Annotated in this window: 13 protein-coding genes; 11 read left to right on the top strand and 2 right to left on the bottom strand. The window is 65.1% G+C overall.

The genetic code is table 11. The annotated features are described in order from the left end of the window. Position 1: 1 nt before the first annotated feature. A complete protein-coding gene (locus RFN28_RS03710) occupies positions 2-2,413 on the top strand; it encodes a circularly permuted type 2 ATP-grasp protein (protein ID WP_320286018.1) in 2,412 nt (803 codons plus the stop codon). Between the two features lie 6 nt (positions 2,414-2,419). Then, on the top strand, positions 2,420-3,295 hold the full coding sequence (locus RFN28_RS03705) for a transglutaminase family protein (RefSeq protein WP_320286017.1): 876 nt from the start codon (positions 2,420-2,422) through the stop codon (positions 3,293-3,295). A gap of 123 nt (positions 3,296-3,418) precedes the next feature. On the opposite strand, the gene RFN28_RS03700 is transcribed toward RFN28_RS03705, so the two are convergent. Next, positions 3,419-3,649, bottom strand: a complete 231-nt coding sequence (locus RFN28_RS03700) for a hypothetical protein (protein WP_320286016.1) — start codon at positions 3,647-3,649, stop codon at positions 3,419-3,421. Here RFN28_RS03700 and RFN28_RS03695 point away from each other — a divergent pair. The 7 genes from RFN28_RS03695 to amaB all read left to right on the top strand — a co-directional run bounded on the left by RFN28_RS03695 (position 3,633) and on the right by amaB (position 10,625). Next, positions 3,633-4,397, top strand: coding sequence for a glycosyltransferase (locus RFN28_RS03695; RefSeq protein ID WP_320286015.1), 765 nt, complete (start codon positions 3,633-3,635; stop codon positions 4,395-4,397). The genes RFN28_RS03700 and RFN28_RS03695 overlap by 17 nt on opposite strands. Then, the gene (locus tag RFN28_RS03690; RefSeq protein ID WP_320286014.1) at positions 4,397-5,269 is read left to right on the top strand and encodes a glycosyltransferase family 2 protein; all 873 of its coding nucleotides are present in this window, start codon (positions 4,397-4,399) and stop codon (positions 5,267-5,269) included. Before RFN28_RS03695 ends, RFN28_RS03690 begins: the two co-directional genes overlap by 1 nt. Beyond that, positions 5,266-6,003 carry a glycosyltransferase family protein gene (locus RFN28_RS03685; RefSeq protein ID WP_320286013.1) on the top strand — a complete coding sequence of 246 codons (738 nt, stop codon included), beginning with the start codon at positions 5,266-5,268 and terminating at the stop codon, positions 6,001-6,003. Before RFN28_RS03690 ends, RFN28_RS03685 begins: the two co-directional genes overlap by 4 nt. Before the next feature lie 79 nt (positions 6,004-6,082). Further along, complete coding sequence (locus RFN28_RS03680; protein WP_320286012.1) at positions 6,083-7,174, top strand: DNA topoisomerase IB; 1,092 nt, start codon at positions 6,083-6,085, stop codon at positions 7,172-7,174. A gap of 112 nt (positions 7,175-7,286) precedes the next feature. Further along, complete coding sequence (locus RFN28_RS03675) at positions 7,287-7,661, top strand: YciI family protein (protein ID WP_320286011.1); 375 nt, start codon at positions 7,287-7,289, stop codon at positions 7,659-7,661. Beyond that, a complete protein-coding gene (locus tag RFN28_RS03670) occupies positions 7,658-8,932 on the top strand; it encodes an RNA polymerase sigma factor (protein WP_320286010.1) in 1,275 nt (424 codons plus the stop codon). Before RFN28_RS03675 ends, RFN28_RS03670 begins: the two co-directional genes overlap by 4 nt. 178 nt (positions 8,933-9,110) lie before the next feature. Then, entirely contained in the window at positions 9,111-10,625 is a 1,515-nt protein-coding gene (gene amaB / locus RFN28_RS03665; protein WP_320286009.1) for an L-piperidine-6-carboxylate dehydrogenase, read from the top strand. A gap of 88 nt (positions 10,626-10,713) precedes the next feature. Here amaB and RFN28_RS03660 read toward each other — a convergent pair whose 3' ends face one another. Continuing rightward, the gene (locus tag RFN28_RS03660) at positions 10,714-11,580 is read right to left on the bottom strand and encodes a hypothetical protein (RefSeq protein WP_320286008.1); all 867 of its coding nucleotides are present in this window, start codon (positions 11,578-11,580) and stop codon (positions 10,714-10,716) included. A 321-nt stretch (positions 11,581-11,901) separates the two neighbouring features. Here RFN28_RS03660 and RFN28_RS03655 point away from each other — a divergent pair, with 321 nt between their 5' ends. Both RFN28_RS03655 and RFN28_RS03650 read left to right on the top strand, forming a co-directional pair. Then, positions 11,902-12,735 (top strand): GNAT family N-acetyltransferase, encoded by an 834-nt coding sequence (locus tag RFN28_RS03655; RefSeq protein ID WP_320286007.1) that lies wholly within the window; start codon positions 11,902-11,904, stop codon positions 12,733-12,735. A gap of 117 nt (positions 12,736-12,852) precedes the next feature. Continuing rightward, complete coding sequence (locus tag RFN28_RS03650; protein ID WP_320286006.1) at positions 12,853-13,623, top strand: SDR family NAD(P)-dependent oxidoreductase; 771 nt, start codon at positions 12,853-12,855, stop codon at positions 13,621-13,623. Positions 13,624-13,654 lie beyond the last annotated feature (31 nt).

Genomic DNA, 13,654 nt, shown 5'->3' with positions numbered 1-13,654 from the left:
GATGGCCAAGGGGAATCAGAAACGGGCGGGCGGAAGGCTGCGGGCGCAGAGCCTGCTGGAGCATTACCGGCCGATCGATGGCGTCGTCGACGAGATGGTCGACGCATCAGGCAGTCCGCGCCCGGCCTGGCGGTCCTTCATCGAAGCTCTGGACGAGTTGGGGTCTGAGACGCTCGGACAGCGCTTTGCCCGCGCCGACCAGTATCTGCGCGACGCCGGCGTCTACTACCGCGTCTATGACAGGGCCGGCGCCAACGAACGCGAATGGCCGCTGGCGCATGTCCCGCTGCTGATCGACGAAAAGGAATGGGCCGAGATCAGCGCTGGCCTCATCCAGCGCGCCGACCTGTTCGAGGCGATCCTGGCCGACATCTACGGGCCGAACCGTCTGGTCGAGAAGGGCATCCTGCCTGCCGGACTGATTGCGGCCAGCCCCGAATATCTGCGCCCGGTCGTCGGCGTCCGGCCCGCCAGCGGTCATTTCCTGCACATGGTCGCCTTCGAGCTCGGCCGCGGCCCGGATGGCCACTGGTGGGTGCTGGGCGATCGCACCCAGGCACCGTCGGGCGCCGGTTTCGCGCTGGAGAACCGCGTCGCCACCACGCGCGCGCTGTCCGACATCTATGGCGAGATGCATGTGCATCGCCTGGCCGGCTTCTTCCGCCGCTTCCGCGATGCGCTCAATGGCATGGCAAGGGAGTCCGGCGGCCGCGTCGCCATCCTGACGCCCGGGCCGCTGAACGAGACCTATTACGAGCACGCCTATATCGCGCGCTATCTCGGCATCATGCTGCTCGAGGGCGAGGACCTGACCGTCTCCGACGGCCGGCTGATGGTGCGCACCGTTTCAGGGCTGATGCCGATCGGCGTTTTGTGGCGGCGGCTCGATGCCGCCTTTGCCGACCCGCTCGAGCTCAGGCCGGATTCGCAGATCGGCACGCCCGGGCTGGTCGAAGCGATCCGGCGCGGCTCCGTGTCGGCCGTCAACGCGCTGGGCTCGGGCCTGATGCAAACGCGGGCGCTGCTGTCCTTCCTGCCAAGGATCGCGCGGGAACTGCGCGGCGAGGAGCTGAGGCTGCCGAATGTCGCGACATGGTGGTGCGGGCAGGAGGCCGAGCGCAACCACGTGCTTGCCAATATCGACCGTATGGTGGTCGGCTCGGCGCTGTCGACGCGCCTCGCCTTCGAGGACGATGGCGCAACGCGGCTCGGCTCGGCGCTTTCGGCAGGGGAACGGGCGGAGTTCGTCGCGCGGATCGAACAGGATGGCGCCGCTTTTGTCGGCCAGGAAGCGGTGACGCTGTCGACGACGCCGGTCTTTGTCGGCGGCCGGCTGGAGCCAAGACCCGCAAGCCTGCGCGTCTACCTGGCACGCACGCCGGAAGGCTGGACGGTGATGCCCGGCGGCTTTGCCCGCGTCGGCTTCTCGCTCGACCCGACGGCGATCGCCATGCAGCGCGGCGGCCAAGCGGCGGATGTCTGGGTGGTGAGCGACAGGCCAGTCGAGCGCGAGACGCTGTTGCCGCAGGAGAGCGACAGCTTCACCCGCACCATGCCCGGCAGCCTGCCAAGCCGCGCGGCGGAGAACCTGACCTGGCTCGGCCGCTACATCGAGCGCTCGGAAGACGCGGTGCGCGTGCTGCGCGCCTATCACGTCAGGCTGGCGGAGACCTCTGATCCCGAAATGCCGCTGCTCGCCGACATCAGGGACTATCTTGAGCCGTTCGGCATCGAGGTCGAGTCGGCGATCCCGATGGGATTGATCAGCACATTGGACAGCGCCGTCTACAGCGCCGGCCAGATCCGCGACCGCTTCTCTCCCGACGGATGGCTGGCGCTGAAAGACCTGTCGAAGACCATTCATAAATTCGCCAGAACGGTGGCGCCGGGCGACGATGCGACGCGAGCGATGACCGTGATGTTGCGCAAGCTTGCTGGGTTCTCGGGCCTGCTTCACGAGAACATGTACCGCTTCACCGGCTGGCGTTTCCTGGAGATCGGCCGAAGGCTGGAGCGCGGCATCCAGATCGCCCGCACGCTCGCCAGGCTGACAAAGGCAGGCGCGCCCGACGGCGCGCTCGACATGATGCTAGAGATCGGCGACAGCGTCATGACCCACCGCCGACAGTATCCGGTGCAGGCCGGGCGGCGCACGGTGATCGACCTTCTGGCGCTCGATCCGCTCAACCCGCGTTCCATCCTGTTCCAGCTCGAACGGCTGAAGGCGGAGATCGGCATGCTGCCTTCCGTTGGCGGTGAGGGCCATATGTCGCCGGCGGCGAAGGAAATCTTGCAGCTCAACACGGCAATTGCGGTGATGGAACCCCAGGATATGACCGTCAAGGTGCTCGACGAGCTCGCCAACCAGATCGGCGATCTCTACAACAGCCTCGCCAAGGCCTATTTCGGATAGGCGGCGATGCTCTACGACATCAGGCTTCATCTGCATTACGATTATGCTGCTGCCGCCGGCGGCGGCCGGCATCAGGTGCGCGTGCTGCCGCAGACGATCGCCGGCGTGCAGCGGGTGATCGCGGCCTCGCTGTCCTTCCAGCCGACACCGGCCGAGCGGGCGGATTTTTCCGATTTTTTCGGCAACAACGTCACCTCGATCGCCTTTCGCGACGCGCATGAGGAACTCGACATCGGGATGAGTGCGCGCGTGTCCGTGTCGCGACCGGAACCCGGCCTCGACGTCTCGCCCGACATTCACGGCTTGAGGGCGGAACTCGACGCGGTGCATTCGCTGTCGGCTTCCGCGCCGCATCATTTCCTGGCCGCCAGCGACTATGCCGGCATCGATGCGGCGATAACGGATTATGCGCGAGAAAGCCTTGCCGGCTCGACCGTCGCCACGGCGGTCGATCTCTGCAACCGCATCCATCGCGATTTCACCTATGACGGCAAGGCGACCACCGTGCAGACGCGGGCCGGAGACGCCTTCGCCCTGAAGCGAGGGGTCTGCCAGGATTTTTCGCATATCATGATCGCCGGGCTGCGCGGCCTCGGCATTCCCGCCGGCTATGTCAGCGGCTTCCTGCGCACCATCCCGCCCAAAGGCAAGCCGCGGCTCGAGGGAGCGGACGCCATGCATGCCTGGGTCAAGGCCTGGTGCGGGCGCGATGCCGGCTGGCAGGAATTCGATCCGACCAACGGCATGCGGGCGAGCAACGACCACATCACGGTCGGCTACGGCCGCGACTATTCCGACGTGGCGCCGATCGTCGGCGTCCTCAAGACCACCGGCGGTCAGGTCGGCGAGCAGGCGGTCGACGTCATTCCGGTGGCTGCCTAAAGCGCGTCGCCGCAGCGGCTTTGGCAGAACGATATGCCTCAAAACAAAGAGCTAAAGCGGTCACAGTTTCGATAGCGCTTTCGGCAAGCATTGCTTCTTGCGATACGGCCGATATCCTGAGCATCAGGGGTGAGTGCTTCCGTTAAATTCCTGCGGCAGGGAGCTTTCATGACAGTCAGCGTCGTCATCCCGGCGCACAACGCGGCAGCGACCGTCGGCAGGACCTTGACTGCGATCGCGTCGCAAGCCGACGCGATCGGCGAAGTTCTGCTGGTCGACGATTTCGTCGTCCGACGACACGGCGGCTGTCGCGCTGCAGGCGGCCGCGCGGCTGGGATTGCCGCTGCGCGTCATCAGGTCGAGTTGCCGCGACGCGGGCGGATCCAGGAACCTGGCACTGGAACAGGCCCGGTTTCCGTGGATCTACATGATCGATGCAGACGATCTGCATCTCGAAGGCGGCCTGCGGGCCTTGTTGGCCGAGACCAACATACAGCCAATGCCCGATATGGTGGTTGGCGCCTATCGCCGGCGGACCGATGGTGTGGATCGGCAGTTCAAAATGCCGAGCGGTTACACCGCCGCAGGGCTCACCAACGCTTCCGCCTATCTGGAAGGGCGGATCCGGTCGATCGCCGTCGGCAGCGCGCTGATTGCGCGGCGCGCCATCGGTGAGACGCGCTTCCCGACAGGGCTGCCCTATGACGAGGATACGCTGTTCTGGGCTCGCGTGATGAGCAGAGCCTCGCTCGCGGTGGCAAGTCGGCCCATCATGATCTACTTCGTTTCATCGGAGCGCTCAGACGATCGGTTCACGGTCAAGCCGGTGTCACGGTTTCTCCAATGGCGGCTGGCGCTGCGGGAACTGACCGACTGCGGCATTCCGAAATCGTCGCTGAAGGTGAGGGAAGGGCTGGTTGCGCTCAAGATCGCGCGCGTTCACTACGCACGAGGCGACTTGGAGACGGCCGCAAAATTCCTGACGGTCGCCGAAGCCGCCCCCAGGGTTCCCGCCGACATCTGGCGCTGCATGCGCTACCGGCTGAAAATCGCCGCGCGGCGCCGGTTCCCGGTCCATCGAATCCAGCTGCAAAGCGTCTGATGGCCGACGGGCCGGAACTCGCAGTCGTGGTGATAGGTTTCCGGGCTCCGACTAATCTGGTCGCGGCCGTAAGGTCGGTGCTCGACCAGAACATCCCGTTCGAAATCGTGGTCGTGAATTCCGGCGGGGGAAATGCGGGGACGCTTCTAGCCGACGCCGGACTCGACGTGCCTGTCATCGAATTCGAACACAGGCTGTTTGCCGGCGCCGCGAGAAATCGCGGCATTGCGGCGACGAAGGCGCCTTTCATCGCTTTTCTCGCGGATGATTGCCTGGCGTGTCCCGGGTGGGCTGAAGTCCGGCTGCGGCGGCACCGGGAAGGCGCCGCGGCGGTGGCGAGCGCCATCGTCAACAGCCATCCGCGCAATCCGGTCGCATGCGCGGCGCATCTCATCACGTACATGCGACGCCTGCCGGGTCTTCCCGCCGAGAAGGCGCAACGCTACGGCGTTTCCTTCGACCGCAAGCTGTTCGATCGATATGGGCTCTTCGACGAGCAACTGGCGTCGGGAGAAGACACTGAATTCATGGCCAGGTTGCCTGAGGCAATGCAGCCGGTCTGGGAACCGCAAATCCTCACCGTCCATCGCAACGAGACACGCCTGCTCGAAATGCTCGCCGACCAGTATCGGCGCGGCCGCCGCTACGGCGCCTATCTTGGGTCTGTCGGGGGCGAAAACCCCGCGCGTCCTTTCCGGAAAGTATTTCGGGACCGGCGCATTGTCGGCAAGCTGGCGAAAGCGGGGCTTTCCGGAAAAGAGAGGACTTTCGCCCTGCTGTCGCTGCCGATTGTATGGCTGGCGTTGTTCGCCAAGTCGCTGGGGGCTGCCGTCGGCGCCAGGCATGGCGACAAGGAGGGCCGGCGCCCATGATCACCGTCGAGATGAAGCCGCCGCGCCGGCGCCGCGGTCGATGGCTTTGGTCGCGGCAAAGGATCGTCGCCGTCTTCAGCTATCGCTACGACGCGCATCTGGTGCCCGACCTCCTCGCCAATCTCGACGCAATCGTCGATGGCTGGATCGCTTATGACGATCGGGCCGCGAATGAGATTTTCAGCAACGAACCGCAGAGGCGGCGCGCGCTTGTCGCCGCAGCCTATGAGGCGGGCGCCGATTGGATCCTGGCCATGGACCCCGACGAAAGGTTGGAAATCGCGGTCGCCGATCGTATAGGCCAACTGACCCGCGGATCCAGGCGCATCGCCTGGGGATTCCGCTGCCGGGAGATGTACACGCCGGCCAGTTATCGCGTCGACGGAACCTGGGGCCAGAAGATGCAGCACAGGCTTTTCGGCGCCTACCATCCGGACCGGTACCGGTCGAAGGATCTGCATGGCATCTGGTTTCCCGAAGACCTCGGTCTGAAGCTCAGGGACAGCGGCCTCAATCTTTATCATTTGAAGATGATCGAGCCGAAACGGCGCGTGGCGCGCCGCGACCTCTACAATCATCTCGATCCCGATCGCCGGCACCAGGACATCGGCTATGATTATCTGGCCGATGAGGCCGGAACGGTCCTCGAGACGATACCGACCGGGCGCGACTATTTTCCCGTTCACATAGACGACGGCGAGCTCTGGATGGCTGATGTGTCCGCCGATCGGTAAGGTTGAAGGGGCTCTACGAGAGGAGGGAACCAGCCGCCGGCTGAGCAGCTTATCTACGGACAAGTTCCGTGGAGCCATCATGCTGCAACGATCGCGATCGTCCCTCGACCGCTCGGCGGGCGAGGACGAAACCCGCAGGAACAACGTGCAAAATTCGGCCGAGCGCGCGTCGCTCAACTATGTCAGCGATGCCGATCCCGGCATCCGCCGATTGAGAAAAGGCAAGGGATTTTCATACGTTGGACCGAACGGGAATCCGGTGAGCGCGGTGACGCTCGACCGCATTAAGGCGATCGTCATTCCGCCTGCCTGGACGGATGTGTGGATCTCGCCCGGCCCGAACGGCCATGTCCAGGCGACCGGCCGGGACCAGCGCGGACGCAAGCAGTACCGCTATCACCTGCAGTGGATCGAGGAGCGGGATGGCGCGAAATACTCCAGCCTGGTCGCTTTCGCGGAACGCCTTCCAGCTCTAAGGCGCCAGGTCCATGCCGACCTGCGCCGGCACGGCCTGCCGCTGGACCGTGTGGTCGCCTCCGTCGTCTGGCTGCTCGACAACACCATGATCCGTGTCGGCAATGCCGCTTACGCCCGCGACAACAAGAGTTTCGGGCTGACCACGTTGCGCGACCGACACGTCGATATCGAGGGTTCGAGGTTGCGCTTCGCCTTCAAGGGCAAGTCCGGCAAGGAATGGAAGCTGAAGCTCGTCGACCGTCGCATCGCCAGAGTTGTGCGCGGAGCGCAGGATCTGCCGGGTCAGAAGCTGTTCCAGTATCTCGATGAGGACGGCAATCGCCAGCCGGTGCGCTCAGAGGACATCAACCGCTACATTCGCGAAGCGTCCGGCGCGGAATTCAGTTCCAAGCATTTTCGGACATGGGGCGGCACCATCCATGCCGCATCCCTGTTTGCCCAGGCAGAGCTCCCAGAGAGTATGACCCAACAAAAGAGGGTGACGAACGGTATCGTAGACGAGGTCGCCGAACGACTGGGTAACACGCGGGTCGTTTGCCGCAAATGCTACATCCACCCGCTGGTCTTCGAGGCGTGGTCCGAAGGGAGGTTGCTCCGCGAGATGGCGACAGCCAACAAGCGAAAGCGTCTCATATCCGGCCTCGACGAGCGGGAGACGCAGGTGCTCAGATGGCTCAAGGCGCGCGGCGCCTGACGCACCGCAAGGGCACGGGATAAGCCCGTGATCGACCTATTTATTTTTTTATCGACGTTGTGTCGGGAAGGGTCCTACTGTCGCGTCCTTTGATACGGAAAGGACCGAGATCATGCTCTACGCCATCCTCTGCTACGCTTCCGAAGACGTCGTCAGCTCCTGGAGCAAGGAACAGGACGACGAGGTGATGGCAAAGCTCCTCAACGTACAGGACAAGTACGCCAAGGCCGGCCGGCTTGGGCCTGTGGCGCGTTTGTTGCCGACCACCGCGGCGACGACGCTCCGGAAGGTCAAGGGCGAATCGATGGTGCTCGATGGGCCTTTCGCCGAGACCAAGGAGCAATTCCTCGGCTTCTACACGCTCGAATGCCAGGACCTGGATGAGGCCGTCGCGTTCGCCCGCGAGCTCTCCGAGGTCAATCCGAGCGGCGGCTCCTACGAGATCAGGCCGATCTCCGTCTTCAATCCGACCAAGGTACCCGCATGACCGATCTTGCCTGGATCAGCAACGCGATCAGCACCGCCCGTCCGCAGGCGATGGGCGCGCTGCTGCGCTATTTCCGCGACCTCGATGCCGCGGAAGAAGCTTTCCAGGATGCGTGCCTGAGGGCGCTGAAGAACTGGCCGAAGAACGGCCCGCCTCGCGATCCGGCGGCCTGGCTGATCTTTGTCGGCCGCAACAGCGGCATCGACGCGGTGCGCAAGCGCGCCAAGCATGCGCCGATGCCGGAAGAGGACCAGATTTCCGATCTCGAAGATGCAGAAGGCGACATGGCCGAGCGGCTGGACGGCGCGCATTATCGCGACGACATCCTGCGGCTTTTGTTCGTCTGCTGCCATCCGGACCTGCCGGCGACACAGCAGATCGCGGTCGCGCTGCGCATCGTCTCGGGCCTCACCGTCAAGCAGATCGCGCGCGCCTTCCTCGTCGGCGAGAGCGCCATGGAGCAGCGCATCACCCGCGCCAAGGCGCGCATCGCCGACGCCGGCGTGCCGTTCGAGACGCCAGGCGCGGTCGAGCGCTCGGAGCGGCTCGCGGCGGTCGCCGCCATGATCTATCTCATCTTCAACGAGGGCTACTCGACCAATGGCGGCGAGGCGCCTGCCCGCGCGCCGCTCTGCGAGGAGGCGATCCGGCTCGCACGGCTGCTGCTGAGGCTCTTCCAGGCGGAGCCCGAGATCATGGGGCTGACGGCGCTGCTGCTTCTCCAGCATGCGCGCGCGCCGGCGCGCTTCGACGAGAATGGCGAGATCGTGCTGCTCGAGGACCAGGACCGGTCGCTCTGGAGCCGCAAGATGATCGACGAGGGCCTGGCGCTGGTCGACAAGGCGCTTCGGCATCGCAAGCCTGGTCCTTACCAGGTGCAGGCGGCGATCGCGGCGCTGCATGCGCGGGCGGCGACGCCAGAAGACACCGACTGGACCGAGATCGACCTGCTCTACGGCCTGCTCGAGCAGATGCAGCCGTCGCCGGTGGTGACGCTCAACCGCGCCGTCGCGGTAAGCAAGGTGCGCGGCCCGGAGGCTGCACTTGCCATGATCGAGCCGCTGGAAGACAGGCTGTCCGGCTATTTCCATTTCTTCGGCCTGAAGGGCGGACTGTTGATGCAGCTTGGCCGTGGCGAGGAGGCGCGCGTGGCCTTCGACCGCGCCATCGCGCTTGCCAACACCGCTGCTGAGGCCGCCCATATCCGCATGCATATTGACCGGCTGATCAAGGAAAGCGCTGAGGCGTCGTCGATCCAGAAAGCACGCTGATCCCGCTGGCTGGCCCAATTTTGCGCACCGGCCTTGGACCATGCCGGGGTGGCGGTTTTTCCCCGAAACGAGTAATGCCACGCCATGAAAGCGCCGTCGTGCCTCGGCTGCACCGACAAGACATGGCGCAAGGCTTCGACGCTCGCCATATCCAAGGCGGGATCTGAAAGGGACAAAAATGACCATAGCGAAGGAAACGGCCTCACTTCTGGAGAAACTGGGCGTCGCCAAGGACGCGCTTTCCGGCGGCGACCTCACCGTGCGCAGCCCGGTGACGGGCGAGCAGATCGCGGGGCTGAAGTCGATTTCGGCGGTCGACGCGGGCAAGGCCATCGATGCCGCGCACAAGGCGTTCCAGGCCTGGCGGCTGGTGCCGGGGCCGAAGCGCGGCGAACTGGTGCGTCTCCTCGGCGAGGAACTGCGCGCGCACAAGGCCGAGCTTGGCCGTCTGGTGTCGATCGAGGTCGGCAAGATCCCGTCCGAGGGTCTCGGCGAGGTGCAGGAGATGATCGACATCTGCGATTTCGCGGTCGGCCTTTCGCGCCAGCTCTACGGCCTCACCATAGCGACCGAGCGCCCCGGACACCGCATGATGGAAACCTGGCATCCGCTTGGCGTCGTCGGCGTGATCTCGGCCTTCAACTTCCCGGTCGCGGTGTGGTCGTGGAACGCGGCGCTCGCTCTTGTCTGCGGCGATGCGGTGGTGTGGAAGCCGTCCGAGAAGACGCCGCTGACGGCGCTTGCCTGCGAGGCGATCTTCAAGCGCGCCGCCAAGCGCTTCGGCGCCGATGCGCCGGAAGGCCTGCTCCAGGTGCTGATCGGCGACCGCGCTGTCGGTGAGGTGCTGGTCGACCATCCGAAGGTGCCGCTGGTCTCGGCCACCGGCTCGACCCGCATGGGCCGTGAGGTCGGACCTCGGCTCGCCAAACGCTTCGCCCGTGCGGTGCTGGAACTCGGCGGCAACAATGCCGGCATCGTCTGCCCGACCGCCGATCTCGACATGGCGCTGCGCGCGATCGCCTTCGGCGCCATGGGCACGGCGGGGCAGCGCTGCACGACGCTCAGGCGCCTGTTCGTGCACGAAAGCGTCTATGACGCGCTGCTGCCGCGCCTGAAGAAAGCCTATCAGAGCGTCTCGGTCGGCAATCCGCTGGAGACCTCCGCGCTGGTTGGTCCGCTGATCGACAAGGCCGCCTTTGACAACATGCAGAAGGCGCTCAAGGAAGCGGAAGCGCATGGCGGCAAGGTGACCGGCGGCACGCGCGTCGAGAACGGCCACCCCGACGCCTACTACGTGCATCCGGCGCTGGTCGAGATGCCGAAGCAGGTATCGCCGGTGACCGAAGAGACCTTTGCGCCGATCCTCTATGTGATGAAGTATTCCGATTTCGACGAGGCGCTGGAACTGCACAATGAGGTGGGCGCCGGCCTGTCGTCGTCGATCTTCACCCGCGACCTGCAGGAATCGGAGCGCTTCCTCGGCGTCGACGGTTCGGATTGCGGCATCGCCAACGTTAATATCGGCACCTCGGGCGCCGAGATCGGCGGGGCGTTCGGCGGCGAGAAGGAAACCGGCGGCGGCCGCGAGAGCGGCTCGGATGCCTGGAAGGCCTATATGCGCCGGGCCACCAACACGGTGAACTTCTCCAAGGCGCTGCCGCTGGCGCAGGGCGTGTCGTTCGACATCGACTGAGGACATACCGCCTCGCCGAGGCGAAGCGGCTGAACGGCGCGCCTCCTGCGCGCCGACACGGCGCGGGCTGGGAGCAGGGCCGCGGCTCTCAGCTTTCGCCCGCGGCGGGAAAACAGGCCTCGAAGGCCGCGTCGACGATAGCGAGCTTGGCTGCCTGGACGGCCATGTATTCCCGGAAGAACTGTCGCGAGACCCACATCACCGAATGGCCGCGCTGGCCGATCCAGCCGATGCTGCCAAGCGCCTCGGCATCGTGGAGCTTGCGCGCCAGATGGGTACGCGAGAGCTTCAGCCAATGCGCGAATTCGCTGATCGAAATGACGCTGGTCGGGATCCTGTCGAGGTTGGCATCCTCCGGATCAATGCCTGACATCAGCCAGTCCATGACGATGCCGCCATTGTTCAGCCAGATGAACAACGAAAAGGTCTGTTCGGGTTCTCGCACCGGACCGGAGGCGAGCAGGCCGTCGCAGATCAATGGCTGCAGCTTTCCCAGCATTTCGGGTCGCTCGAGGAAGCGCGCCAGTCGGTTTCCACCGTCGATGCGATCGAGCGTTCTCAAATGGGCATGGATCCAGCCGGTGAAGGTCTCGATCGTGGCCGCGCTCACGCGCAAGGGGTGAGCGCGGCCATCGCCACTCGTCGAAATATATTCGGCGATGTTGTAGTGCAGCATTTCTTTGACAAACGCCTCGGCGGTATTGCGGCTGGCGACGGCGTTGCGGCGCACGACCTCGAGGAAACGCGCCACCGTCATTTCGGTGCGGCGGTCATTGGGGTCGCGCCTAAAATGCAAGGCAAGCCCGACATGGCCGAGCAGCCAGCGCTGCTGGGTGGCAAAGACGGCGGCGAGCCGCGGGCTGGTTTCGTAGATGTGGATGAGCGCGCGCGACTGCTCCTGGACGTGACGAAGCGCTGCCGGATGACTGGCGATCTCTTCGGCACTCAGCGGCATTTCCTGCGACATCCTATTCCAAGCAAGAGCAAATGAAGATTCCCAGCCTTCGCCGGTCATGTCCAGTTGCCTGTTGGAACAACTGACGATTGCTCAGCGCGCTCCTTGCTAACCCATTGCATCCGTTTGGAAAACCTTTCCCTCGATAATGGTTGGCCGGCAGCCGCGCGTTGAGCGTCTTTGCGTCCGCAGAGCAGGCTGGCTCCGTTCTTCGGGGCGCCAGGCGGGCCATCCTCGAAGCGAGGCCTTTGCAACCTTGCCGGCGACGACCTATCGTGGTGGCTTGAAATCCATCGCCTGAGGCCGCCGCCGAGCAGAACGATGCAGAGAACGATCCGGACGCTGACCGCCACCGAAGTCGAGACGCTCGTCGACTGGGCGGCGGGGGAGGGCTGGAATCCGGGTGTCGGCGATGCCGCCGCGTTGCGGGCGGCCGATCCGGAAGGGTTCATCGGCGCCTTCGTCGACGGCGAGATGGCGGCCGGCATTTCTGCAGTCGCCTACGGCGCGCGTTTCGGCTTCATCGGTCTCTATATCTGCCGGCCCGACCGGCGTGGCGAGGGCCATGGCAAGGCGGTCTGGGACGCGGGCATGGCACGGCTCGGCAACCGCATCATCGGCCTCGACGGGGTGCCCGAGCAACTGGCCAACTACCAGCACAAGGGGTTCATGCCTGCCTATGAGACCGTCCGCTTCAGCGGTCGTCCGGCCGGACTGACCGGCGGCAGCGATATCCGGCCTGTGACGGCAGCCGGCACAGCCGACATCCTGGCCTACGACCGCCAGTGCTTCCCGGCGCCGCGTGAGGCCTTTCTGCGGGAATGGCTGCAGCCGCCCCAGATCGCGCTGATGTCCACCGGTCCGGCCGGCCTTGCCGGCTACGGCGTGGCGCGCCGATGCCGGGAGGGTTTCAAGGTCGGGCCGCTGTTTGCCGACGGGACGGACATAGCCCTGGCGATGCTGGCGGAACTGGCGGGCAGGACGGCGGGCGAGGCGCTGCATATCGACGTGCCGGCCACCCAGATCGGATTCACCGCCCTGCTTCATGCTGTCGGCATGGTACCGGGTTTCACGACGACCCGCATGTACCGGGGAGGCAAGCCCGGCAATGCCCCGTCGAAGGTTTTCGGCATAACGACGCTGGAACTGGGCTGATCGCGGGCCGCAGGGCCGAACCTCCTGGGATCATCGTTTATCCGACGTGGTGCATGCGACATCGCTGCTGGACATGGTTCGCATGTATTGGCGGCGATGTTTTGCGGAGGTTAGCGAATGGCTGCAAGAACGGTCCTGATCGCGGGCGGTGCCGGAGGAATGGGTCTTGCGACGGGACTTCGCCTTGCGGCCGACGGCGAGCGGATCGCGCTTGCCGACCTTCCCGGGGCCAAACTCGACGACGCCGTGGCCAGGATTGCCGCGACCGGCGCGAAGGCGATCGGCTTGCCGCTCGATATCCGTTCCGTTGCCGCCTGCCGCGAAGCGGTGGACAAGGCCCGTGACTGGGGAGGCGGCCTGGACGTTCTCGTCAACGCCGCAGGCGTCTGGCTCGAGGGACCGGCAAGCGAGGTCCGCGAGGAGCAATGGGACCTGGTCCTGGACGTCAACCTCAAAGGCGCATTCTTCCTGATCTCGGCGGCCATTCCGCATCTGTCGGCTGCGCAGGGGGTCATCATCAACATTGCGTCCGACGCAGGCATCGTCGGCAACAACGGCGCGGCGGTCTATTGCGCCTCGAAGGGCGGTCTGGTGCTGTTGACCAAGGCCCTCGCCCTTGAGCTTGCCCCGCACGGCATCAGGGTCAACGCCGTTTGCCCCGGCGACACGGCGACGCCGATGATCGAGTATCAGGCGAGGACCTATGGCGGCGACGACCCGGACGGCTACAAGCGGAAGCTTCTCGGGCACTACCCACAAGGGCAGAGAGCGCGCTTCATCACGGTGGAGGAGATCGCTGCCTTCATCCACTATCTTTGCCAGCCAAGCGCGGCGCCAATCACCGGAGCCGTGCTTTCGATCGATTTCGGCGTAAGTGCCGGCTACTGAATTGCGGCGCCGGCGTCATCGCCTGGAGGGT

The organism is Mesorhizobium album (assembly GCF_033977205.1).
Taxonomy (GTDB): Bacteria; Pseudomonadota; Alphaproteobacteria; order Rhizobiales; family Rhizobiaceae; genus Mesorhizobium; species Mesorhizobium album.
The sequence above is the reverse complement of the archived record's forward strand: the minus strand, read 5'-3'. Positions and strand labels throughout refer to the sequence as shown.

Excerpts from the sequence above, each read along its gene's own strand:
- RFN28_RS03710 (WP_320286018.1), top strand. The coding sequence starts at position 2 with ATGGCCAAGGGGAATCAGAAACGGGCGGGCGGAAGGCTGCGGGCGCAG.
- RFN28_RS03705 (WP_320286017.1), top strand. The coding sequence starts at position 2,420 with ATGCTCTACGACATCAGGCTTCATCTGCATTACGATTATGCTGCTGCC.
- RFN28_RS03700 (WP_320286016.1), bottom strand. The coding sequence starts at position 3,649 with ATGACGCGCAGCGGCAATCCCAGCCGCGCGGCCGCCTGCAGCGCGACA.
- RFN28_RS03690 (WP_320286014.1), top strand. The coding sequence starts at position 4,397 with ATGGCCGACGGGCCGGAACTCGCAGTCGTGGTGATAGGTTTCCGGGCT.
- RFN28_RS03685 (WP_320286013.1), top strand. The coding sequence starts at position 5,266 with ATGATCACCGTCGAGATGAAGCCGCCGCGCCGGCGCCGCGGTCGATGG.
- RFN28_RS03680 (WP_320286012.1), top strand. The coding sequence starts at position 6,083 with ATGCTGCAACGATCGCGATCGTCCCTCGACCGCTCGGCGGGCGAGGAC.
- RFN28_RS03675 (WP_320286011.1), top strand. The coding sequence starts at position 7,287 with ATGCTCTACGCCATCCTCTGCTACGCTTCCGAAGACGTCGTCAGCTCC.
- RFN28_RS03670 (WP_320286010.1), top strand. The coding sequence starts at position 7,658 with ATGACCGATCTTGCCTGGATCAGCAACGCGATCAGCACCGCCCGTCCG.
- amaB (WP_320286009.1), top strand. The coding sequence starts at position 9,111 with ATGACCATAGCGAAGGAAACGGCCTCACTTCTGGAGAAACTGGGCGTC.
- RFN28_RS03660 (WP_320286008.1), bottom strand. The coding sequence starts at position 11,580 with ATGCCGCTGAGTGCCGAAGAGATCGCCAGTCATCCGGCAGCGCTTCGT.
- RFN28_RS03655 (WP_320286007.1), top strand. The coding sequence starts at position 11,902 with ATGCAGAGAACGATCCGGACGCTGACCGCCACCGAAGTCGAGACGCTC.
- RFN28_RS03650 (WP_320286006.1), top strand. The coding sequence starts at position 12,853 with ATGGCTGCAAGAACGGTCCTGATCGCGGGCGGTGCCGGAGGAATGGGT.